This is a genomic window from Pseudomonas citronellolis (assembly GCF_029335315.1).
Taxonomy (GTDB): domain Bacteria; phylum Pseudomonadota; class Gammaproteobacteria; order Pseudomonadales; family Pseudomonadaceae; genus Pseudomonas; species Pseudomonas citronellolis_A.
In genome coordinates this window covers 1-23,092 of the sequence record NZ_JARJLT010000080.1, presented here as the reverse complement: position 1 = coordinate 23,092, position 23,092 = coordinate 1, and the positions used below count along the sequence as shown (strand labels likewise).

The window sequence follows — 23,092 nt, the reverse complement described above, 5'->3', positions numbered from 1 at the left end:
GGAGACGGAAGACGCTGTTGTTTCTGTGTGGGGGTGGGCCCTTTTAAGAGCCCCTCTCCCTAGCCCTCTCCCTGAAGGGAGAGGGGATATCCGTGCTTCGTGCTATTGCGGTTCCCGGGGCGAGGCCGCGCTAGGCGCCTGGCAGGTCGGAGCCCCTGAGCGTACTTCAGTACGTGATGGGGGCCGACCTGTCGGGCAACAACGCGCGGACCGTTCCGGGGGCCGCGATCACCTTACTGGCAGGCTTCGCAGTCCGGGTTATCGATGCTGCAGGCCTGCGGGACCGGCGCCGGTTTCGGCTCGGCGGCGGGGGCGGCTTGCAGGGTTTCGTCGATACCCGAGCTCACGGCGTTCAGCTTGCCGGTGTTGATGGTCGACTTCTCGGTGCTGGTCGCGGCCAGGGCACGGAGGTAGTAGGTGGTTTTCAGGCCACGGTACCAAGCCATGCGGTAGGTCACGTCGAGCTTCTTGCCCGAGGCGCCGGCGATGTAGAGGTTCAGCGACTGGGCCTGGTCGATCCACTTCTGGCGGCGGCTGGCGGCGTCGACGATCCACTTGGTCTCGACTTCGAAGGCGGTGGCGTACAGGTCTTTCAGGTCTTGCGGGATGCGCTCGATCTGCTGCACGGAGCCGTCGTAGTACTTCAGGTCGTTGACCATGACCGGGTCCCACAGGCCGCGTGCCTTGAGGTCGCGCACCAGGTAGGGGTTGATCACGGTGAACTCGCCGGAGAGGTTCGACTTCACGTAGAGGTTCTGGTAGGTCGGCTCGATGGACTGCGATACGCCGGTGATGTTGGCGATGGTCGCGGTCGGCGCGATGGCCATGATGTTCGAGTTGCGGATGCCTTTCTGTACGCGAGCGCGCACCGGGGCCCAGTCCAGGGACTCGGTCAGGTCGACGTCGATGTACTTCTGGCCACGGGCCTCGATGAGGATCTGCTGGGAGTCCAGCGGCAGGATGCCCTTGGACCACAGCGAGCCGTCGAAGGTCTCGTAGGCGCCGCGCTCGTCGGCCAGGTCGCAGGAAGCCTGGATGGCGAAGTAGCTCACCGCTTCCATGGACTTGTCGGCGAACTCGATGGCAGCGTCGGAGCCGTAGGCGATGTGCTGCAGGTACAGGGCGTCCTGGAAGCCCATGATGCCCAGGCCCACCGGACGGTGCTTGAGGTTGGAGTTCTTCGCCTGCGGAACCGAGTAGTAGTTGATGTCGATGACGTTATCGAGCATGCGTACCGCGGTCTTGACGGTTTTCTCCAGCTTGGCGGTGTCCAGCTTGCCATCGACGATGTGGTTGACCAGGTTCACCGAACCCAGGTTGCACACGGCGATCTCGTCCTTGTTGGTGTTCAGGGTGATCTCGGTGCACAGGTTCGAGCTGTGCACCACGCCCACGTGCTGCTGCGGGCTGCGCAGGTTGCACGGGTCCTTGAAGGTCAGCCACGGGTGGCCGGTCTCGAACAGCATCGAGAGCATCTTGCGCCACAGGTCTTTGGCCTGGATGGTCTTGAACAGCTTGATCTTGCCGTACTGGGTCAGGGCTTCGTAGTACTCGTAGCGCTCTTCGAAGGCCTTGCCGGTGAGGTCGTGCAGGTCCGGCACTTCCGAAGGCGAGAACAGGGTCCACTGGCCGTCGTCGAACACGCGCTTCATGAACAGGTCGGGAATCCAGTTCGCGGTGTTCATGTCGTGGGTGCGGCGGCGGTCGTCACCGGTGTTCTTGCGCAGCTCGATGAACTCTTCGATGTCCATGTGCCAGGTTTCGAGGTACGCGCAGACGGCGCCCTTGCGCTTGCCACCCTGGTTCACGGCCACGGCGGTGTCGTTCACCACTTTCAGGAAGGGGACGACGCCCTGGGACTTGCCGTTGGTGCCCTTGATGTAGGAGCCCAGCGCGCGCACCGGGGTCCAGTCGTTGCCCAGGCCACCGGCGAATTTCGACAGCATGGCGTTGTCGTGGATGGCACTGTAGATGCCCGACAGGTCGTCCGGCACGGTGGTCAGGTAGCAGGACGACAGCTGCGGACGCAGGGTACCGGCGTTGAACAGGGTCGGGGTCGAGCTCATGTAGTCGAAGGACGACAGCAGGTTGTAGAACTCGATGGCGCGGTCTTCTTTGTGTTTCTCTTCCACCGCCAGGCCCATGGCCACGCGCATGAAGAAGACTTGCGGCAGTTCGAAGCGGATGCCGTCCTTGTGGATGAAGTAGCGGTCGTACAGGGTCTGCAGGCCGAGGTAGGTGAACTGCTGGTCGCGCTCGTGGTTGATGGCCTTGCCCAGTTTTTCCAGGTCGAAGGTCTTCAGTTGCGGGTCGAGCAGTTCGAACTCGACGCCTTTCTCCACGTAGGCCGGCAGGGCGGCGGCGTAGAGGTCGGCCATTTCGTGGTGGGTGGCGCTGTCGGCCACGCCGAGGAAGCCCAGCGCTTCGGCGCGCAGGGTGTCCATCAGCAGGCGGGCGGTGACGTAGGAGTAGTTCGGCTCGCGTTCCACCAGGGTACGGGCGGTCATCACCAGGGCGGTGTTGACGTCCTTCTCGGCCACGCCGTCGTACAGGTTCTTCAGGGTTTCGCGCTCGATCAGCCCGCCGTCGACTTCGGCCAGGCCTTCGCAGGCTTCGCGGATGATGGTCTGCAGGCGGCCCATGTCCAGCGGCTGGGTGCTGCCGTCGGCCTTGGTGATGCGGATGCTCGGGTGCGGCTGGGCGACTTCGCTGGCGCCGGCGCTCTTGCGCTCGTTGGCGCGGGCTTCTCGGTAGATCACGTAGTCGCGGGCGACTTTCTGTTCGCCGGCGCGCATCAGGGCCAGTTCGACCTGGTCCTGGATCTCTTCGATGTGGATGGTGCCACCGGACGGCATGCGGCGCTTGAAGGTCGCGGTGACCTGTTCGGTCAGGCGCGCGACGGTTTCATGGATGCGCGACGAGGCGGCAGCGGTGCCGCCTTCCACGGCGAGGAACGCCTTGGTGATGGCTACGGTGATCTTGTCATCGGTGTAGGCGACTACGGTGCCGTTGCGCTTGATCACGCGCAGCTGGCCGGGCGCGGTGGCGGCCAGATCCTGTGCGGATTCGGCGGCTTGCGGCGCGGCCTGCGGGTTCTCGCGAGTGGTGTCGATTTGCATGGGTGGTTGTCTCCACGTTCTCGTAATGGGTTCTGATGCTGACGCCGGGGGCGCCATCCCGAAAAAAGAGCAAAAAGAGCGTGAGCGCCCGGCAGAACCGGCCGCGCAAAAAGCTGTTTGGAACAGGGGAAGGGGACTCAAGCGCCTCCCTGGCCCAAGTCGGGTGTCCGGCTTTACGGGCCGGAACCACAATACCTAGTGGTGTTGACCGAACGGTTGCAACACCCGTACCGCATTGCCATCGACATCGATCACTCCTTGCGGGCTCGCGCCGCACTGGACTTCAGTACGCCTGGATGCAGCTGTTGAACGAACCGGAGGAGCCGTGGAAAAGGCTCGCGACAACCTGTTTCTTCGTGATTCTTCTTGTGTCCGGTTCTGGGTTGCGGACCCAAGATGTAGGGGTTCTCCGCAACGGGGATACAAGATAATGCGCTGCCGGGGCCTTTGCAAGCTGACGAGCTGGGGGAAACCTGTGGATAAATTGTGCGTGGCGTGTGCGTGATCGCGTGGGGATCGCGCCAGGCCGCACCGCCGCTGAATTTCACCGTTCGTCACGAGTGCGTAACCTTTTTCGGTGCCGGCCGCTGCCTATCACGGGGCGCACCCTACCACAATATCTTGTGGTTATGCCCAGTCGCATCGGGCCAGTGCCAGGGGCGCGGCTTACTGGCTACAATGCGGCACGTCCGTACGGGCTTCGCGGCCCCTGCGGCCGCCTCGCGGCGGTGCGTGACGGACCCGTTCAGGTGCAGTGGGAGGCGGTGTGGAGCAAGAGGCGCGAATCCTCATTGTCGAGGATGACCAGCGGTTGGCCGAGCTGACCCAGGATTACCTGGAAAGCAACGGCTTGAAGGTGAGCGTCGAGGCCGACGGCGCGCGCGCGGTCGACCGCGTGCTGGAAGAACGGCCGGACCTGGTGGTGCTCGACCTGATGCTGCCTGGCGAGGACGGCCTGTCGATCTGCCGGCGCCTGCGCCCGGACTACGACGGCCCGATCCTGATGCTCACCGCGCGCACCGATGACATGGACCAGGTCCAGGGCCTGGAGATGGGCGCCGACGACTACGTGTGCAAGCCGGTGCGCCCGCGCCTGCTGCTGGCGCGCATCCGCGCGCTGCTGCGGCGCAGCGACGGCGGCGAGGTGGCGCCGGTGGCCTCCAGCAAGCGCCTGACCTTCGGCAAGCTGGTGATCGACAACGGCATGCGCGAAGCCTGGCTGGACGAGGCGACCATCGAGCTGACCAGCGCCGAGTTCGACCTGCTCTGGCTGCTGGCCTCCAACGCCGGGCGCATCCTCTCCCGCGAGGAAATCTTCAACTCCCTGCGCGGCATCGAATACGACGGCCAGGACCGCTCCATCGACGTGCGCATCTCGCGCATCCGCCCGAAGATCGGCGACGACCCGATGCACCCGCGCCTGATCAAGACCGTGCGCAGCAAGGGCTACCTGTTCGTTGGCGAGCAGTAGGGGGCTTTCCCTGATTCGCATGCCTGGGCATGCGCGCGCCATGGTGGCTGTTTATTGGGAACCCAGCGACTTCACACCGCCCTATGAACCCGGCCTCCCAGGGGACCGCCGATGAAATCCATCTTCCTGCGCATCTACGGCGGCATGCTGCTGACCCTGGTGCTGGTCGCCGGCCTCGGCGTGCTGACCCTGCACCTGGTCAACGAGGTGCGCGGCGACCGCTACCGCGAGGAGCTGGCGCGCGGCACCTTCCGCCTGATGGCCGACGAGCTGGCGCCGATGGAGGAGGTGGACCGCAAGCGCGCGCTGCTGCAGTGGAGCCGCCTGATGGGCATTCCGCTGAGCCTGCGCAAGCTCGACGGCCTGGGCATGGACGGCCGCGAGCGCGCGCGGCTGATGAACGAAGAGGTGCTGGTGGAGGCCGACGGCCCGCACCAGGTGCGCATCTATACCCAGGCCAGCCTGCAGGAGGGCCTGGTGCTCACCGGCGAGGTGGAGCAGGTCAGCGAGCAGCTGGCGCGCGCCACTATCTATATGCTGATGGACGAGCTGCGCCGCTACCCGGCCACCGAGCAGCCCTACCACCTGGCGCGCATCGTCCGCGACAAGCGCTTCGGCTTCGACGTGCACCTGCTGCGGCTCAAGGAGATCGACCTCGACGACGACCAGAGCCGCCGCGTGGAGGAGGGCGACACGGTGCTGGCGCTGGGCAAGAACGGCGATTCGATCCGCGTGGTGGCCGGCATCGTCGACACGCCCTGGGTGCTGGAGCTGGGGCCGATCTACCAGATGAACCCCTACCCGCCGCAATTGCTGCTGCTGATCGCGGCGGTCGGGCTGTCGCTGATCGGCCTCACCCTGTTCCTCCTGGTCAGCCGCCTGGAGCAGCGCCTGCGCGGCCTGGAATCGGCCGCCTCGCGCATCGCCCGGGGCAGCCTGGACACCCGCGTGGAGGTCACCGGCAGCGACTCGGTGGGGCGCCTGGCCGGGGCCTTCAACCATATGGCCGAGCAGCTGCAGCGGCTGATCGGCGTGCAGCGCGAGCTGGTGCGCGCGGTGTCCCACGAGCTGCGCACGCCGGTGGCGCGGCTGCGCTTCGGGCTGGAGATGATCGAGTCGGCCGAGGACGACAAGTCGCGCAGCAAATACCTGGCCGGGATGGATGGCGATATCCAGGACCTCGACCAGTTGGTGGACGAGATGCTCACCTACGCGCGCCTGGAGCAGGGGTCGCCGGCGCTCACCTACCAGCCGCTGGAACTGGGCGCGCTGGTCGAGCAGGCGGTGGCGGAGATCGCCCCGTTGCGCCGCGAGGTGCTGGTCAGCTGCGAGGCCGGCGCGCTGGTGCCGTTCGACCAGGGCAGCTGGATCGAGGCCGAGCCGCGCTACCTGCACCGCGCCCTGCAGAACCTGCTGAGCAACGCCATCCGCTACGCCGAGGGGCGCGTGCGGGTGAGCTACCGGGTGAGCCTGGACCGCTGCCAGGTGGACGTCGAGGACGACGGCCCCGGCGTGCCCGAGGACCGCTGGGAGCGTCTGTTCACGCCGTTCTTCCGGGTCGACGACAGCCGCACGCGGGTTACCGGCGGGCACGGCCTGGGGCTGTCCATCGTGCGGCGGATCATCCGCTGGCACGGCGGGCGGGTCTCGGTGTCGCGCAGCCACAACCTCGGCGGCGCCTGCTTCACCCTCGCCTGGCCGCGCCGTCAGGCGCCGAAAGAGTGAGTCAGGCGCCGAAAGAGTGAGTCAGGCGCCGAAAGAGTGAGTCAGGCGCCGAAGGAGTCGTGCCAGGCGCCGACGGAGTGACGCGCGGCGGTTGATAGTCTGCGAAAATACATTATATATTTTCATATATTGTTTTTCGCGGAGTCTTGCCCATGAGCGTCGACTGGACTGCCTTCACCCCCTGGAGCGCCCTGGCCGGCGGCGTGGCCATCGGCCTGGCGGCCGGCCTGTTCGCCATGCTCAACGGCCGCGTGGCCGGCATCAGCGGCCTGCTCGGCGGCTTGCTGACGCAGGACCGCGCGGGGCGGGGCGAGCGTTTCTTCTTCCTCCTCGGCCTGCTGCTGGCGCCGCTGCTGTGGCTGGCCTTCGGCGAACTGCCGACCCTGCATTTCGACACGGCCTGGCCCTGGCTGCTGCCGGCCGGCCTGCTGGTGGGCCTGGGCAGCCGATTCGGCGCCGGCTGCACCAGCGGCCATGGGGTGTGCGGGCTGGCCCGGCTGTCGCCGCGCTCGCTGGCGGCTACGCTGTGCTTCATGGCCAGCGGTTTCGCCACCGTCTTCTTCGTCCGCCACCTGCTGGGAGCCTGAGCATGGCCCGATTGAGCGCCTTTTTCTGCGGCCTGCTGTTCGGCGTCGGCCTGTTGCTGGCCGGCATGGCCGACCCGGCCAAGGTGCTGGCCTTCCTCGACCTGGGCGGCGCCTGGGACCCGTCGCTGGCGCTGGTGATGTTCGGCGCCATCGGCGCGGCGCTGCCGTTCTTCACCCTGGCGAAGCGGCGCTCGCGCAACCTGCTCGGCGGCGCCATGCAGCTGCCGCCCCGGCGCGGGCCGGACCGTCGCCTGCTGCTGGGCAGCCTGGTGTTCGGCGCCGGCTGGGGGCTGGCCGGCGTGTGTCCGGGGCCGGCGCTGGTCGGCCTGGGCGCCGGCTACTGGCAGTCGGGTCTGTTCGTGGTGGCGATGCTCGCCGGCATGGGCGTGTACGAGTGGCTGCAGCGGCGGCCGGGGAGGGCGGCATGAGCGCCGTCATCGAGGCTTTCTTCGACTCGCAGAGTTTCACCTACAGCTATGTGGTCAGCGACCCCGGCAGCGGCGCCTGCGCGATCATCGACCCGGTGCTGGACTACGACGCGGCGGCCGGGCGCATCGGCCATGCCGGCGCCGATCGCCTGCTGGCGCATGTGCGCGAGCGGGGCCTGCGGGTGGACTGGTTGCTGGAAACCCACGCCCACGCTGATCACCTGTCGGCGGCGGCCTACCTGCAGGAGCAACTGGGCGGAACCACCGCCATCGGCGCCGGCATCACCGGGGTGCAGACCACCTTCGGCAAGCTGTTCAACTTCGACGCGGGCTTCCGCCGCGACGGCAGCCAGTTCGACCGCCTGCTGCGCGAGGGCGACGAGCTGCCGCTGGGCGCGCTGACCATCCAGGTGTTGCATACGCCGGGGCACACCCCGGCCTGCGTGACCTACCTGGTGGGCGACGCGGCCTTCGTTGGCGACACCCTGTTCATGCCCGACTACGGTACCGCCCGCTGCGACTTCCCCGGCGGCGACGCGCGCACCCTGTACCGCTCCATCCAGCGCCTGTTCCAGCTGCCCGACGCCACCCGGCTGTTCATGTGCCACGATTACAAGGCGCCGGGGCGCGACGAGTTCCGCTGCGAAACCAGCGTCGGCGAGCAGCGCCGGGACAATGTGCACGTGCGCCAGGCGGTGGCCGAGGAAGCCTTCGTGGCCATGCGCCAGGCCCGCGACGCCGGCCTGGGCATGCCGGCGCTGATGCTCCCGGCGATCCAGCTCAACCTGTGCGCCGGGCGCCGCCCGCCGGCGGAGGACAACGGCGTGAGCTACCTGAAGATTCCCCTGGACCAGTTCTGAGGCCGCATGTCCGCACTCGACGACCCCCGCGTGCTCTTCGCCGCCGAGCGCACCCTGCTGGCCTGGAGCCGCACGGCGCTGGCGCTGATCGCCTTCGGCTTCGTGGTGGAACGCGCCGGCCTGCTGCTGCGGCTGATGCACGCCGACCTGGAGACCGCCTCGGCGCAGCGCCTGTCGTTCTGGCTGGGGCTGGCGTTCATCCTGCTCGGCTGCTTCGCCGCCAGCGCCTCGGCGCTGCAGTACCGCGCCGTGGTGCGCGGGCTGAAGCCGGTGGAGATTCCCCCGGGCTACCGGGTGAACGCCGGGCCATGGCTGAACCTGGCGGTGGCCGCACTGGGTGTCCTGTTGTCGGTGTACCTGCTGTTGTAGAGCGCTTTTCGTCGATAAGTTGACCTTGAGGTCAATAAGTGCAGAATGGCGCCGCGCCCGACGATTTGTCGCGTTCATCGTTATGTGGTTTTTGATATAACGGTGCTGGCGTTTCGCAACCCGGCTTCTACCCATAATTCCTCACTGCCCGGAGCAATCGATGAAAAGCACTTTCCTGCGTCTTTCCCTGGCCCTGGCCTGCACCCTGGGCGCCCACGCGGCGCTGGCCGATGAAGTCCAGGTGGCCGTGGCGGCCAACTTCACCGCGCCGATCCAGGCCATCGCCAAGGATTTCGAGAAGGACACCGGGCACAAGCTGGTGGCCTCCTTCGGCGCCACCGGGCAGTTCTACGCGCAGATCAAGAACGGTGCGCCCTTCGAGGTGTTCCTCGCCGCCGACGACAGCACCCCGGCCAAGCTGGAACAGGAAAAGGCCATCGTGCCGGGCTCGCGCTTCACCTACGCGATCGGCACCCTGGCGCTGTGGTCGCCGAAGGCCGGCTACGTCGACGCCAAGGGCGAGGTGCTGAAGAAGAACGAGTTCCAGCACCTGTCGATCGCCAACCCGAAAGCCGCGCCCTACGGCCTGGCCGCCACCCAGGTGCTGGACAAGCTGGGGCTGAAGGACCAGGTCGCCGGCAAGATCGTCGAGGGCCAGAACATCACCCAGGCCTTCCAGTTCGTGTCCACCGGCAACGCCGAGCTGGGCTTCGTCGCGCTGTCGCAGATCTACAAGGACGGCAAGGTCACCAGCGGTTCGGCCTGGATCGTCCCGGCCAACCTGCATGAGCCGATCCGCCAGGACGCGGTGATCCTCGACAAGGGCAAGGACAGCGCCGCCGCCAAGGCCCTGGTCGAGTACCTGAAGGGGCCGAAGGCCTCCGCCGTGATCAAGTCCTTTGGCTACGAAATCTGAACCGGGACGGCGCCCATGCCCCTGACCCAGGAGGATTTCCAGGCTATCCGCCTGACCGTCGAGCTGGCGGCCCTGAGCACCTTTATCCTCCTGTTGCTCGGCACGCCGATCGCCTGGTGGCTGGCGCGCACCTGTTCCTGGCTGAAGGGCCCGCTGGGCGCGCTGGTGGCCTTGCCGCTGGTGCTGCCGCCGACGGTGATCGGCTTCTACCTGCTGATCACCATGGGGCCCCACGGCTTCATCGGCCAGCTCACCGAAAGCCTGGGGCTGGGGCGCCTGCCGTTCACCTTCGCCGGGCTAGTGGTGGGCTCGGTGTTCTACTCGCTGCCGTTCGTGGTGCAGCCGCTGCAGAACGCCTTCGAAGCCATCGGCGAACGCCCCCTGGAGGCCGCCGCGACCTTGCGCGCCGGCCCCCTGGACACCTTCTTCAGCGTGGTCCTGCCGCTGGCGCGGCCGGGCTTCGTCACCGCCGCCATCCTCGGCTTCGCCCACACCGTCGGCGAGTTCGGCGTGGTGCTGATGATCGGCGGCAACATCCCCGGCCGGACCCGCGTGGTCTCGGTGCAGATATTCGACCACGTCGAGGCCATGGAGTACGCCCAGGCGCACTGGCTGGCCGGCGGCATGGTGGTGTTCTCCTTCCTCGTGCTGCTGGGGCTGTACTCCACGCGGCGCGTTCGCTCGGCCTGGAGTTGAGATGCCGGCAGCCATCGAAGCGCGTTTCCTCCTCGAGTACCGGGACTTCTCCCTGGACGTCGATCTGCGCCTGCCCGGCCGCGGGGTAACCGCGCTGTTCGGTCACTCCGGCTCCGGCAAGACCACCGTGCTGCGCTGCATGGCCGGCCTGGAGCGGCCGCGCCGGGCGCGCCTGCTGGTCAACGGCGAAACCTGGCAGGACAGCGACAATGGCGTGTTCCTGCCGCCGCACAAGCGCGCCCTGGGCTACGTGTTCCAGGACGCCAACCTGTTCGAGCACCTGAGCGTACGGCGCAACCTGCGCTTCGGCATGAAGCGCGTGGCGGCCAGCGAGCACCGTGTACAGCTGGAGCAGGCCTGCGAACTGCTCGGCATCGGCCACCTGCTGGAGCGCATGCCGCGCCACCTGTCCGGCGGCGAGCGGCAGCGTGTGGGCATCGCCCGCGCGCTGCTGACCAGCCCGCGCCTGCTGCTGATGGACGAGCCGCTGGCGGCGCTGGACCTCAAGCGCAAGGCGGAAATCCTGCCTTACCTGGAGCGCCTGCACGACGAGCTGGACATCCCGATCCTCTATGTCAGCCACTCCCCCGACGAGGTGGCGCGCCTGGCCGATCATCTGGTGCTGCTGGAAGCCGGCCGCGCGCTGGCCAGCGGCCCGGTGGGCGAGACCCTGGCGCGTACCGACCTGCCGACCTCGCTGCTGGAAGACGCCGGCGTGGTGATCGACGGCCGCGTGCTGGGCCACGACGCCAGCTACGGCCTGCTCGACCTCGGCCTGCCCGGCGGCACCGAGCGCATCCGCCTGGCCCACGCGGCGCTGCCGGAGGGCAAGGCGCTGCGCATCAAGGTCCAGGCCCGCGATGTCAGCCTGGCGCTGGAGCGCCCGGAGCACAGCAGCGTCCTCAACCGCCTGCCGGCGACGGTGATGGAAATAGCCACCACCGACAATCCGGCACACCTGCTGGTGCGCCTGGAAGTCTCCGGCAATCCATTGCTGGCGCGCATTACCCGCTTCTCTGCCGACCAGTTGGGCCTGCGCGAAGGCCTGACGCTGTGGGCGCAGATCAAGTCCGTGGCGGTATTGGCGTAGGGTCGGAATCAATCCGTAGGAGCGCGCCATGCGCGCGAATCGCGGCGATGGGCCGCTCCTACGATCGTGCTTCCCTGGAACCGTAGGGCGCCGCAACCGACGGTACCGGCGGATAACGCCGTAGGCGTTATGCGCCCTACGGGTTTTCAGTCCCGTCCAGAAGGACGAGCCGATTCACCTGTAGGAGCGCGCCATGCGCGCGAATCGCGGCCATGGGCCGCTCCTACAGGTTTGCAGCTCGCTCCTACGAAGAGAAAGACCGCCCAATGCCCTTAGAACAGCGGCAACGTATAGCTGACGATCAAACGGTTCTCGTCCTGGTCGCGCTGCGTTGCGGTTCCCGATCCGCTGACCGGCAACCCGCTGCGCATGGTGGCGTTCTTCCAGGCGAAGCCCAGGCCCTTGAAGGTGCCCTGCGGAATCACATAGCCCAGCGCGATGTCGCGCTCCCATTCGCCCTGGTCGCCACGGCCGGTCTTGATGTCGTCGGCGTTCAGGTAGAGCACGCTGAAGGTCAGGCCCGGCACGCCGAGGTCGGCGAAGTCGTAGGCGTAGCGGCCGATCCAGGTGCGCTCGCCGGCGTGGTTGAATTTCAACAGCTGGGCGTCGGAGTGCAGGTAGGTGCTGGTACCTTCTCCGTCGCCGCGGTTCAGGTAGGGGAAGTCGCTGTCGCCGGTGAGCACCTGGTAGCCCGCGCCCAGGCTGTGGCCGCCGAGGCTGTAGGTGAACAGCCCGCTGTAGACGTTGTTGTCGACTTCGCCCTTGGTCACGCCGTTGCCGTAGTAGCCGCTGCTGACATAGCCGTCCTTGCGCCCGGCGGCGCTGGCGTTGTTGCCGTCGGAATCGCTGATGAACACCCGCAGGTCGCTCTTCAGCACGCCGGGGCCGATCGCCCAGTTGTGCACCAGGCCGAGGAAGTGCTGCTGGTAGAAGTTGTCCAGCTCGCCGTAGTAGTACTGCAGGGTGAGGTTCTTGCCGGCCTTGTAGTCGGCGCCGGCGAAGTAGAATTTGTTGCTGTCGCGGGAGCTGGCGCTGCTGCCGTTGGCGCCGGCGATGGACATGCTGCGCCAGTCGGTGGAGTTGCGGCCCTTGGTGTGGGTCAGCTGGCCGCCGATCAGGGTCAGGTCCTTGAACTCGTTGGAGGTGACCTGGCCGCCCTCGTAGGTCATCGGCAGCAGCCGCGCGTCGTTGTACACCACCACCGGCAGCTTGGGCTGCAGGGTCCCGTAGCGGAACTCGGTCTTCGACACCCTGGCCTTGGCGGTCAGGCCCAGGCTGCTGAATTCGTTCACCGCGGTGCCGTCGCTGTCCAGCGGGAAGATGGTGCCGGGCTGGCGGTCCAGCTCTTTCTTGTTGGCGTTGCCGCCGCCGTCCAGGCGCAGGCCGAGCAGGCCGAGGGCGTCGACGCCGACGCCGACGGTGCCCTGGGTGAAGCCGGAGGCGTAGTTGAACATGAAGCCCTGGCCCCATTCCTCCTGCTTGTTCGGCGAGCCGCCGTTGCGGTTGTCGGTGTTGATGTAGAAGTTGCGCAGGCCAAGGCTGGCCTTGCTGTCCTCGATGAACCCGGCGGCGTTGGCCTGCTGGGCGAGGGCGCCGGCGGCGATGGCCAGGGCGAGGGTGGATCGCTTCATTGTTGTCGTGCTCCTTGGTCTGTTCTTGTTGTGTCCTGGCGCCGGGCTACCTCGACCCGGCGCGGTGCCGGCCAGGGTAGTCGAATCGCTATGTGTTTTTCTATATAGCGATAGACCTGGCGCTGATCGCCGGGCAAGCGGCGGCTTCAGGCAAGGGGAGGGCTACCGCCGGGCGGCGGGACGGCGTGCATGACGCCAGATTCTGACTTTCAAGTCAATAAAGTTCGCCGGCGGGCTTCAGCCCGGCACCGCCACCAGGCTCAGCAGGCGCCCGTCGAAGCGCGCGAACTGGGCGTCCAGCTCGCGGCCGGCGTGCCATTCCGCGGAGAGGTCGAGCAGCAGGCGCAGGCGCGCGTGGCCCTGGTCGTCCCACTCCAGCAACTCGGCATGCTCGAAGTAGAAGCGCCGGCCCACCAGCGGGTAGAGGGCCTTGAACAGGCTTTCCTTGAGCGAGAAGGTCAGGGTCACGCCCAGCGCCAGCTGGTGCGGGTCGAGGCGCTGGCGCTCGGCGGGGGTGAGGATTTCCTCGACCAGGCGGCTGGCGCGGGCGTCGTCGAGCAGGGTTTCGACGTCCAGGCCGAGGCTGCGCCAGTCTTCACGGCGCGCCACCACGGCGGCGGCCCAGTGGTCGCCATGGGTGATGGAGCCGGCCATGGCGCCGGGCCAGATCGGCGCGCGGTCGGCCGCCAGCCCCGGCGTTTGCGCGAGCCCGGTCAGGGCCTGCAGGCCGGCGCGGGCGCAGAGGCGCCCGGCGAGGAATTCGGCGCGGCGCTTGGCCACCGCACGGCCGATGGTCGGCGGCAGGTCCACGGCGTGCCGAGCGAAGGCCTCGGCGTCGAGGCGCTGCGGGTCGAAGCGGCAGCTGTGCAGCAGGGCGCCCGGCAGGGGCTGGGGCAGGGGCCAGTGGGCTTGCGGCGGGGTGAGGAAATCGTCGATATCGAGCATGCCGGGATTCTGCCCGCCGGGCGCGCGTCCCGCCAGCGGATTCGCCTGGACGCTGACCGCACAGTCCCGTCCGGCCGGTCACAAAGCCTTTACATTCCCTTGCAAAGGGTAACGCAAGCGCTACGGAAGCCGGGGTGGGAAGTTGCCACACTGCGCCCTGCGTTCCCCCGAGGAACGCAGGTGAGGTTGTTGTCGGAGCCGCGTGCTCCGGCTTTTTCACTGAATTGAGTGCGGGAGCCCGGCGACGGGCTCCCGTTTTTTTTGCCCGCCTCAACCGGCCTTGAGGTCGAAGATCTGCTTGAGGAAGGCTTGCAGATCGGCCCAGGATTTCTGGTCGGCGGTCTTGTCGTAGCCCACGTCCAGGCCGTGGCCCTTGTGCTTGTCGGCGTCGGGGTTGGTGAAGCTGTGCTTCGCGCCGGGCTGCACGACGAAGCGGTAGTCGGCCTTGGCGGCGTCCATTTCCTGCTTGAAGGCGGCGACGCTGTCGGCCGGCACCAGGCTGTCGGCGCCGCCGTGCTCGACCAGCACCTTGGCCTTGACCGCCCCCGGCTGCGCCGGGGTGGCGGTGGCCAGCACGCCGTGGAAGCTGGCCACGCCGAGCAGCGGCAGGCCCTGGCGGGCCATGTCCAGCACCACCTTGCCGCCGAAGCAGTAGCCGATCGCGGCGATCTTGCTCGGGTCGGTCTGCGGCTGTTTCTTCAGCAGGTCGAGCCCGGCCTGGAAGCGCGCCTTGGCGGCGTCGGCGTTCTTCAGCGCCTCCTGCATGAAGGCGGTGGCCTCGTTGGGGTGCTCGGTGTGCTTGCCGTTGCCGTACATGTCGATGGACAGCGCGGCGTAGCCGAGGGCGGCGAGGTCGCGGGCGCGGCGCTTGGCGTAGTCGTTCAGGCCCCAGAACTCGTGGACCACGATAACGCCGGGGCGGATGCCGGACTGGGCGTCGTCGTAGGCGAAGTAGCCGATCAGCTTGGTGCCGTCGGTGGCCTGGTAGGGGATTTCCTGAGTCTTGATCTCGGCCTGGGCGGCGAGGCTGAGGCCGAGCAGCAGCAAGGTGGCGAGCAGGCGCATGGGAAGGTTCTCCGTAGGGGGAACCTGAAAAGATAGCCGCTCGCCGGGATTTCTCCCGTTCGGCTGGCGCCGAGCGCTCTAGCACGCGGCACGTGGGCGGGCCGACGGGTTATCGGCTACCCTTGCCGGCATTGCCTGTCGTGCCAGCGGAACCCACAGCGGATGTTCGACCTCAGTACCTGGAACCTGACCCTCCCCGAAGGCCGCCCGGCCACCACCATCGCCACCCCGGCGCTGCAACGCGACTACCAGAGCCCGTATTTCCACCGCAGCGCCGACGGCGTGGAATTCTGGGTGCCGGTCAACGGCAGCCACACGCGCAACAGCGAATTCCCGCGCACCGAATTGCGCGAGACGCGCAGCGACGGCGCGCCCTATACCTGGCGCTACCCCAACGTCGACAGCCTGCTGCGCGCCACCCTGAAGGTGGACGCGGTGCCGTCGATGCGGCGCATGGTGATCGGCCAGATCCACAGCGACGGCGCCGGCAGCGGCGACGCCGCGCCACTGCTGAAGCTGGTCTACCAGCTGCGCCTGGACCAGGGCCGGGTGCTGGCGCAGATTCGCGAACGGCCGGGCGACGCCACCGCCATCACCTACACGGTGCTCGACGGCATTCCCCTGGGGCGCAGCTTCGACTACCGCATCGGCGTGTCGCGCAGCGGCGTGCTGAGCATCGAGGTCAACGACCAGCGCCTGGTCCGCCAGCTCGATCCGCGCTGGGCGTACCAGGGCCTGTACTTCAAGGCCGGGCTGTATCTGCAGGATAATCGCGGTCCCGCCAGCGAAGGCGGGCGGGCGACCTTCAGCGCCCTGTCGATCATGCACCGTTGAGGAACCCTTCCATGCTGCCTTCCCGCATCCTGCCGGCCCTGCTGCTCGGCCTCGGCCTTCCGCTCAGTCAGGGCGCCGTCGCCGACGAGTTCTCCGCCTGCCTGGCGCGCCTGCAACCGCAGGCCGCGGCCAAGGGCGTGAGCGCCGCCAGCTACCAGCGCTACACTGGCGACCTCAAGGCCGACCTCAGCGTGCTCCCGCTGCTCGACGCCCAGCCGGAGTTCGTCACCCCGCTGTGGGATTACCTCGCCGGGCTGGTGGACGAGCAGCGCGTGGCCGACGGCAAGGCGATGCTGGCGCAGCATGCCGAGCTGTTCGAACGGGTGGCCCGCCAGTACCAGGTGGACAAGTACACGGTGGCGGCGGTGTGGGGCGTGGAGAGCGATTTCGGGCGCATCACCGGCAAGCGCCCGCTGCTGGTCTCGCTGGGCACGCTGTCGTGCTACGGGCGGCGCCAGGGGTTCTTCCAGGGCGAGTTCTTCGCCACCCTCAAGCTGCTGCAGCAGGGCGACCTGCGCGATGCCGGCATCACCGGCTCCTGGGCCGGCGCCTTCGGCCAGACGCAGTTCATGCCCAGCACCTACGCGCGCATCGCCGAGGACTTCGACGGCGACGGCCACCGCGACCTGGTGAACAGCGTGCCGGACGCCCTGGCTTCCACCGCCAACTACCTGCGCAAGGCCGGCTGGGTGCCGGGCGCGGCCTGGGGCTACGAAGTGAAGGTGCCGGCCGGTTTCGCCGAGGCCCAGGCCGGGCGCACCAAGCGCCGTACGGTGGCGGACTGGAAAGCCATGGGCGTGACCCGCGCCGACGGCGGCGCGCTGCCGGCCGGCGACGCCCGCGCCGCGATCCTGCTGCCCACCGGCAAGGCCGGCCCGGCGTTCCTGGTGCTGCGCAACTATGACGCGATCTACTCGTACAACGCGGCGGAAAGCTACGCGCTGGCCATCGCCCTGCTCTCCGACCGCCTGCGCGGCCAGCCGGGCCTGCGCACCCCCTGGCCGACCGACGACCCCGGCCTGAGCCGCGCCCAGCGCAAGGAATTGCAGCAACTGCTGCTGGCGCGCGGCCACGCGATCGGCGAGCCGGACGGGCTGATCGGCGACAACACCCGCCGCGCGATCCAGGCCGAGCAGCAGCGCCTGGGCCTGCAGCCGGCGGACGGGCGCGCGGGGCAGAAGGTTCTCAAGGCGCTGCAAGCCGCGCACTGAACCAGTGCTTTTAGGCGCGAGAAACCGCGCCCTCCCGAAACCGGAGGGCGCATAACCGTTCGCGATTACCCGCCGATACACCGAGGTCAAACGGCGGATAACGCCGTAGGTGGATACGCAACCGCCGCACAGGCGGACAAGTGGTTCGTTCAGGGAAGGTTCAGCGGCGCGACAGGTTGCGTTCAGTGGCCCGCGCTTAACCTGCATCCCGTCAACCACTTACAGACATCCCTTACGGAGAAACACCATGAACATGCTGAAGAAGCTCGCTCTCGCCACTGCCATCATCGGCGCCTCCGTCGGCGTCGCCCAGGCCTCGGAAAACTTCGTCGGTCTGACCTGGGGTGAAACCAGCAACAACATCCAGAAATCCGATGCGCTGAACCGCAACCTGAACGACCCGAAACTGGACAGCGTGATCAACAACAGCAGCACCTGGGGCGTGCGTGCCGGCCAGCAGAACGAAACGGGCCGCTACTACGCCACCTACGAGAACACCTCCGACACCTACCGTGGCATGAAGCTGCGCCAGCAGAACCTGCTCGGCAGCTACGACGCCTTCCTGCCGCTGAACGACCAGGGCACCAAGCTGTTCGGTGGCGGCACCGTCGGCCTGACCAAGCTGGAACAGGACTCCCGTGGCTACAGCCGTGACAGCGATGTCGGCTACGCCGTCGGCGCCCAGGCCGGTATCCTGCAGAACATCGGTCAGAACGCATCGCTGGAAGGCGGCTATCGTTACCTGCGTACCAACGCCAGCACGGAGATGAGCCCGCACGGCGGGGCCAAGGCCGGATCGCTCGACCTGCACAGCAGCTCGCAGATCTACCTGGGTGCCAACTACCGCTTCTGATGACGGGCAGGGAAGCCGGGCGCACAGCCCGGCTTCCGCATAAGGAGGAAATCCCATGAAATTACTGGTGGTGGAGGACGAGGCGCTGCTGCGTCATCACCTGTACACCCGCCTCGGCGAACAGGGCCATGTGGTCGACGCCGTGGGCAACGCCGAAGAGGCCCTGTACCGGGCCGCCGAATACCATCACGACCTGGCGATCATCGACCTCGGCCTGCCGGGCATGAGCGGCCTGGACCTGATCCGCGAGTTCCGCAGCCAGGGCAAGAGCTTCCCGATCCTCATCCTCACCGCGCGCGGCAACTGGCAGGACAAGGTCGAAGGCCTGGCCGCCGGCGCCGACGACTACGTGGTCAAGCCGTTCCAGTTCGAGGAACTGGAGGCGCGCCTGAACGCCCTGCTGCGGCGCTCCAGTGGCTTCGTCCAGGCCACCATCGAGGCCGGCCCGTTGCTGCTCGACCTGAACCGCAAGCAGGCCAGCGTGGGCGGCGAGACCCTGGGCCTGACCGCCTTCGAGTACCGCATCCTCGAATACCTCATGCGCCACCACCAGCAGGTGGTGAGCAAGGAGCGGCTGATCGAGCAGCTCTACCCGGACGACGACGAGCGCGACCCCAACGTGATCGAAGTGCTGGTCGGCCGCCTGCGGCGCAAGCTGGAGTCGCACGAGGGCTTCCGCCCGATCGACACCGTGCGCGGCCAGGGCTACCTGTTCACCGAGCGCTGCCGATGATCCGCTCGCTGCGGTTCCGCCTGATGATCGGCGCCGCGGCCCTGGCGGTGCTGTTCATGCTGGCGCTGCTGCCGGCGTTGCAGCGGGCCTTCAGCATCGCCCTGGTGAACGCCATCCAGCAGCGCCTGGCGGCGGACGTGGCGACCCTGGTGTCTTCGGCGCGCATCGAGGGCGACCGCCTGACCATGCCCGAGCACCTCGCGGTGGAGGACTTCAACCTGCCGGAGTCCAAGCTGCTGGGCTACATCTACGACCGCCAGGGCAAGCTGGTCTGGCGCTCGTCCTCGACCCAGGACGAAAGCGTCACTTACGTCCCCAGCTACGATGGCCAGGTGGACCTCTTCACCCGCACCCGCGACGACAGGGGCAACGAGTTCTTCGTCTACGACATCGAGATCGACCTGGTGGGCGGCAAGCAGGCCGCCTACAGCATCGTCACCATGCAGCCGGTGAGCGCCTTCCGCGAGCTGGTTCACGGCTTCCGCGAACAGCTCTACGTGTGGCTCGGTGGCGCGTTGCTGTTGTTGCTCGGGCTGCTCTGGCTCGGCCTGGGCTGGGGGTTCCGTTCGATGCGCGGGCTGCGCGAGGAGCTCGACCAGATCGAGGCCGGCGACCGCGAACGCCTCAGCGACGAGCACCCCAGCGAGATGCTGCGCCTCACCGATTCCCTCAACCGCCTGCTGGAGAGCGAGCGCAACCAGCGCGAACGCTACCGCAACTCCCTGGCGGACCTGGCACACAGCCTGAAGACGCCGCTGGCGGTGCTGCAGGGGGTGAGCGAAAACCTCGCCAACGCGCCGGGCAACCGCGAGCAGGTGCAGGTGCTACAGAGCCAGATCGAACGCATGAGCCAGCAGATCGGCTACCAGCTGCAACGCGCCAGCCTGCGCAAGAGCGGCCTGGTGCGCCACCGCGTGCAGCTGGCGCCGCTGCTCGACACCCTCGGCGGCGCGCTGGACAAGGTCTACCGCGACAAGCGGGTGATCCTCGAACGCGACTTCCCCGCCAGCCTCAGCCTGCCGCTGGAGCAGGGCGCGCTGCTGGAGATGCTCGGCAACCTGCTGGAAAACGCCTACCGCCTGTGCCTGGCCCGCGTGCGCATCAGCGCCCGGCGCCTGGACAAGGGCGGCTACGAGGTGCGCGTGGAAGACGATGGCCCGGGCGTCCCCCCGGACCAGCGCCAGCGCATCCTCCAGCGCGGCGAACGCCTGGACGCCCAGCACCCGGGCCAGGGCATCGGCACGGCGGTGGTGATGGACATCATCGACAGCTACGGCGGCAGCCTGGAGCTGGACGATTCCGAGCTGGGCGGCGCCTGTTTCCGGATTCGCTTGCCGGGGTAGGGCCTGCGGTTGGGCTCAACCGTAGGGCGAATAACCGTTCACGGTTATCCGCCGCCGGCCGCAACCTCGGTGCGCGAGGCGAACGGCGGATAACGCCATAGGCGTTATGCGCCCTACGGGTTCGCACTCCGGCGGAGGGGCGCGTGGGTCATTCCCCCTGCTGCGCGCGGTACGCCCCAGGCGTCACCCCGGTCCATTTCTTGAACGCGCGGTGGAACGCCGAGGGCTCGGAGAAGCCCAGCTGCTCGGCGATGTCCTGGATCGACAGCTCGTCGCGGCCCAGGTGGTAGATGGCCAGGTCGCGGCGCAGCTGGTCCTTGAGTTCCTGGAAGTTCGGGCCTTCCTCGCGCAGGTGGCGGCGCAGGGTCTGCGGGCTCATGTGCAGCTGCTGCGCCACGCTTTCCAGGTCCGGCCAGCGCCGGCAGTCGCGGCCGAGCAGGCGGCGGATCTGGCTGGTCAGGCTGTCGCCGCCATCCGGGCGCGCCAGGAGGTCGGCCGGGGAGTCCTTGAGGAAGTGCTTGAGGCTGCGCTCGTCCTGCAACAGCGGCATGTCCAGGTAGCGCGCCTGGAAGCTCAGCCCGGTGCTGGCGGCGTCGAAGCGCCGAGGGCAGGGGAACAGCAGGTCGTATTCGGCGGCGTGGGCCGGCTCGGGGTAGGCGAAGCTGGCTTCCTCCAGGCGGATACGCTGGCCGATCAGCCAGCTGCCCAGGCGGTGCCAGATCACCAGCAGGCTTTCGGTGAGGAAGTGTTCCGGGTCGTGCAGCTGGCTGTGGTCGAGGATCAGTTCGGCACGCTCGCCGCTGCGCCGCAGCTCGATGCGCGGGGCGGCGGGGAACAGGTCGTAGAAGAGCGCGCCCCGGCCCAGGGCCTTCTCCAGGGTGCGGCACTGGATGATGGCGTGGCACATCATGGCGAAGGTGCCGCGCTTGCTGCGGACTTCGCCGAAACCCATGTACTCGTCGTCGAGGTCTTCCCAGACCACCTGGATCAGCCGCCCGAACTGCTCCGGCGAAACCCGCGCGCGCGGTTCCTCGAGCAGCGCCGGCTGGATGCCGGCGGCGCGCAGCAGGGGCTGGGCGTCGCGGCCTTGCTGCAGTGCCCCGCGCAAGGCGGCGCGAACGAAATGGCTGGCGATGGTGCGCTCACGCATGGGTTGTCCTTGTTCTGCTGCGTGGGTCGTCGCCCGGCGGCGAACCGGGCGCGGACCAATCTACGGCAGAAGGTCCCTGGCGGATACCCGCCAAGTGGCGGGATTCCCGCCGCGTCGATGGCGGGTTCCCGCCAATAGCTGGCCTGCCCTGCCAATTGAAAAATTCATAAATTATTGAAATTTAAGGTTTATTTTTATTTTTGAAAGATGGCACAAGGCTTGCCAATAGGGTTGCAAGGCTTGCCGACGGGCAGGACGAAAACAAATTCTCCCACTGAAGGGAGATAACGCTTCGGGTACCGCGCCACCGCCAGGAAGGCGGGCCGCCAGCCCAAGAGGACGCTGCCGCAATGACCAAGCAACCCTTCTACAAGAGCCTGTACGTACAGGTACTGTTCGCGATCGCCATCGGCATCGCCCTGGGCCATTACTACCCGCAGACCGCCGTACTGATGAAGCCCCTGGGCGACGGTTTCGTCAAACTGATCAAGATGGCTATCGCGCCGATCATCTTCTGCACCGTGGTCACCGGCATCGCCGGCATGCAGAGCATGAAGGCGGTAGGCAAGACCGGTGGCATGGCGCTGCTGTATTTCGAGGTGGTGTCGACCCTCGCGCTGATCATCGGCCTGGTGGTGGTCAACGTGGTCCAGCCGGGCGCCGGCATGCACGTCGACCCGAACACCCTGGACACCAGCAAGATCGCTGCCTACGCCGCCGCCGGCGAGAAGCAGAGCACCATCGACTTCCTGATGAACATCATCCCCAACACCGTGGTCGGCGCCTTCGCCAACGGTGACATCCTCCAGGTGCTGTTCTTCTCCGTGCTCTTCGGCTACGCCCTGCACCGCATGGGCAGCTACGGCCAGCCGATCTTCCAGTTCATCGAGCGCTTCACCCAGGTGATGTTCAACATCATCAACGTGATCATGAAGGTCGCGCCCATCGGTGCCTTCGGCGCCATGGCCTTCACCATCGGCGCCTACGGCGTGGGTTCGCTGGTGCAACTGGGCCAGCTGATGGCGTGCTTCTACATCACCTGCCTGCTGTTCGTGCTCGTGGTCCTGGGCGGCATCGCCCGCGCCCATGGCTTCAGCATCCTGAAGTTCATCAAGTACATCCGCGAAGAGCTGCTGATCGTGCTCGGCACTTCCTCCTCGGAATCGGCGCTGCCGCGCATGATCGCCAAGATGGAAAAACTGGGCTGCGACAAGAGCGTGGTCGGCCTGGTGATCCCCACCGGCTACTCGTTCAACCTCGACGGCACCTCGATCTACCTGACCATGGCCGCCGTGTTCATCGCCCAGGCCACTGACACCCCGATGGACATCACTCACCAGCTGACCCTGCTGCTGGTGCTGCTGATCGCTTCCAAGGGTGCCGCTGGCGTCACCGGCTCGGGCTTCATCGTGTTGGCCGCGACCCTCTCCGCCGTCGGCCATCTGCCGGTCGCCGGGCTGGCGCTGATCCTCGGCATCGACCGCTTCATGTCCGAAGCCCGCGCGCTGACCAACCTGGTGGGCAACGGCGTGGCCACGGTGGTGGTGGCCAAATGGTGCAAGCAGTTGGACCACGCCCAGCTCGACCGCGAACTGGCCGCCGGCCCGTCCGCCCTCGAGACCAAGGAAGCCCAGGTCGCCTGATTTCCCGGTTCTCCGGTTAGGTGCGGCGACGTGAAGCGTCGTGCCTCTCTTCAAGCCCGCTTTCGAGCGGGCTTTTTTATGGGCGCAGCGAATGGCATTGGGGAGGGCGCGAAGCGTGTGCCTGAGGGTTCCCCGTAGGAGCGCGCCATGCGCGCGATTCGCGGGCGTGGCCCGCTCCTACAGGATGAGTAGCGTCGTAGGATGGGTTGAGCGAAGCGATACCCGTCAACACCGCCGCATGGGTATCGCAAGCTCAACCCATCCTACGAAAAGCACCTCGCCACCCCGTCATTCCCGCGAACGCGGGAAACCAGAGCCGTAGGCCCGAGCGCCGGAGTTGACGGCAACGGCGGATAACGCCGTAGGCGTTATGCGCCCTACGGTCCTGAGGAGTATCCGCGCGCGCCGGAGCGCTCCGTCCTG

20 protein-coding genes are annotated in these 23,092 nt (G+C 67.4%); 15 read left to right on the top strand and 5 right to left on the bottom strand.

Annotated features, from left to right (window positions below; genetic code table 11):
* Positions 1–233: 233 nt before the first annotated feature.
* Complete coding sequence (locus P3W75_RS07100) at positions 234–3,119, bottom strand: ribonucleoside-diphosphate reductase subunit alpha (RefSeq protein ID WP_276226661.1); 2,886 nt, start codon at positions 3,117–3,119, stop codon at positions 234–236.
* A 766-nt stretch (positions 3,120–3,885) separates the two neighbouring features.
* Between P3W75_RS07100 and P3W75_RS07095 the strand changes: the two genes are divergently transcribed.
* The 9 genes from P3W75_RS07095 (at position 3,886) to modC (ending at position 11,261) form a co-directional block, all read left to right on the top strand.
* On the top strand, positions 3,886–4,590 hold the full coding sequence (locus P3W75_RS07095) for a response regulator (RefSeq protein ID WP_276226660.1): 705 nt from the start codon (positions 3,886–3,888) through the stop codon (positions 4,588–4,590).
* A 111-nt stretch (positions 4,591–4,701) separates the two neighbouring features.
* Positions 4,702–6,315, top strand: coding sequence for an ATP-binding protein (locus P3W75_RS07090; RefSeq protein WP_276226659.1), 1,614 nt, complete (start codon positions 4,702–4,704; stop codon positions 6,313–6,315).
* Between the two features lie 152 nt (positions 6,316–6,467).
* The gene (locus tag P3W75_RS07085; protein WP_276226658.1) at positions 6,468–6,902 is read left to right on the top strand and encodes a YeeE/YedE family protein; all 435 of its coding nucleotides are present in this window, start codon (positions 6,468–6,470) and stop codon (positions 6,900–6,902) included.
* A gap of 2 nt (positions 6,903–6,904) precedes the next feature.
* Positions 6,905–7,330 (top strand): DUF6691 family protein, encoded by a 426-nt coding sequence (locus P3W75_RS07080; protein ID WP_276226657.1) that lies wholly within the window; start codon positions 6,905–6,907, stop codon positions 7,328–7,330.
* Complete coding sequence (locus P3W75_RS07075) at positions 7,327–8,190, top strand: MBL fold metallo-hydrolase (RefSeq protein WP_276226656.1); 864 nt, start codon at positions 7,327–7,329, stop codon at positions 8,188–8,190. The genes P3W75_RS07080 and P3W75_RS07075 overlap by 4 nt, the downstream gene beginning before the upstream one ends.
* A 6-nt stretch (positions 8,191–8,196) precedes the next feature.
* Positions 8,197–8,559 carry a YidH family protein gene (locus P3W75_RS07070; RefSeq protein ID WP_276226655.1) on the top strand — a complete coding sequence of 121 codons (363 nt, stop codon included), beginning with the start codon at positions 8,197–8,199 and terminating at the stop codon, positions 8,557–8,559.
* A 160-nt stretch (positions 8,560–8,719) separates the two neighbouring features.
* Positions 8,720–9,475, top strand: a complete 756-nt coding sequence (modA, locus tag P3W75_RS07065) for a molybdate ABC transporter substrate-binding protein (protein WP_276226654.1) — start codon at positions 8,720–8,722, stop codon at positions 9,473–9,475.
* Between the two features lie 15 nt (positions 9,476–9,490).
* Entirely contained in the window at positions 9,491–10,171 is a 681-nt protein-coding gene (gene modB, locus P3W75_RS07060) for a molybdate ABC transporter permease subunit (RefSeq protein WP_276226653.1), read from the top strand.
* Between the two features lies 1 nt (position 10,172).
* Positions 10,173–11,261 carry a molybdenum ABC transporter ATP-binding protein gene (gene modC, locus P3W75_RS07055; RefSeq protein WP_276226652.1) on the top strand — a complete coding sequence of 363 codons (1,089 nt, stop codon included), beginning with the start codon at positions 10,173–10,175 and terminating at the stop codon, positions 11,259–11,261.
* 272 nt (positions 11,262–11,533) lie between these two features.
* Here the strand turns inward: modC and P3W75_RS07050 are convergent, their stop codons facing one another.
* From P3W75_RS07050 to P3W75_RS07040, 3 genes are all read right to left on the bottom strand, one after another.
* Positions 11,534–12,892, bottom strand: coding sequence for an OprD family porin (locus P3W75_RS07050; RefSeq protein WP_276226651.1), 1,359 nt, complete (start codon positions 12,890–12,892; stop codon positions 11,534–11,536).
* A 237-nt stretch (positions 12,893–13,129) separates the two neighbouring features.
* The gene (locus P3W75_RS07045) at positions 13,130–13,837 is read right to left on the bottom strand and encodes a 4'-phosphopantetheinyl transferase family protein (protein ID WP_276226650.1); all 708 of its coding nucleotides are present in this window, start codon (positions 13,835–13,837) and stop codon (positions 13,130–13,132) included.
* Positions 13,838–14,107: 270 nt separating this feature from the next.
* On the bottom strand, positions 14,108–14,902 hold the full coding sequence (locus tag P3W75_RS07040) for a dienelactone hydrolase family protein (RefSeq protein WP_276226649.1): 795 nt from the start codon (positions 14,900–14,902) through the stop codon (positions 14,108–14,110).
* A gap of 162 nt (positions 14,903–15,064) precedes the next feature.
* On the opposite strand from P3W75_RS07040, the gene P3W75_RS07035 reads away from it, so the two are divergent.
* The 5 genes from P3W75_RS07035 to P3W75_RS07015 all read left to right on the top strand — a co-directional run bounded on the left by P3W75_RS07035 (position 15,065) and on the right by P3W75_RS07015 (position 19,876).
* A complete protein-coding gene (locus P3W75_RS07035) occupies positions 15,065–15,736 on the top strand; it encodes a polysaccharide lyase family 7 protein (RefSeq protein ID WP_276226648.1) in 672 nt (223 codons plus the stop codon).
* A 14-nt stretch (positions 15,737–15,750) separates the two neighbouring features.
* Positions 15,751–16,947 carry a lytic murein transglycosylase gene (locus P3W75_RS07030; protein WP_276226677.1) on the top strand — a complete coding sequence of 399 codons (1,197 nt, stop codon included), beginning with the start codon at positions 15,751–15,753 and terminating at the stop codon, positions 16,945–16,947.
* Positions 16,948–17,194: 247 nt separating this feature from the next.
* Positions 17,195–17,800, top strand: coding sequence for an outer membrane protein (locus P3W75_RS07025; protein ID WP_276226647.1), 606 nt, complete (start codon positions 17,195–17,197; stop codon positions 17,798–17,800).
* Positions 17,801–17,855: 55 nt separating this feature from the next.
* Complete coding sequence (locus P3W75_RS07020; protein ID WP_276226646.1) at positions 17,856–18,533, top strand: response regulator; 678 nt, start codon at positions 17,856–17,858, stop codon at positions 18,531–18,533.
* Positions 18,530–19,876: an ATP-binding protein gene (locus P3W75_RS07015; protein ID WP_276226645.1), complete on the top strand. Its 1,347-nt coding sequence runs from the start codon at positions 18,530–18,532 to the stop codon at positions 19,874–19,876. The genes P3W75_RS07020 and P3W75_RS07015 overlap by 4 nt, the downstream gene beginning before the upstream one ends.
* Positions 19,877–20,024: 148 nt before the next feature.
* Here the strand turns inward: P3W75_RS07015 and P3W75_RS07010 are convergent, their stop codons facing one another.
* Entirely contained in the window at positions 20,025–21,026 is a 1,002-nt protein-coding gene (locus P3W75_RS07010) for an AraC family transcriptional regulator (RefSeq protein WP_276226644.1), read from the bottom strand.
* A gap of 350 nt (positions 21,027–21,376) precedes the next feature.
* Between P3W75_RS07010 and P3W75_RS07005 the strand changes: the two genes are divergently transcribed.
* A complete protein-coding gene (locus P3W75_RS07005) occupies positions 21,377–22,669 on the top strand; it encodes a dicarboxylate/amino acid:cation symporter (RefSeq protein ID WP_276226643.1) in 1,293 nt (430 codons plus the stop codon).
* Positions 22,670–23,092 lie beyond the last annotated feature (423 nt).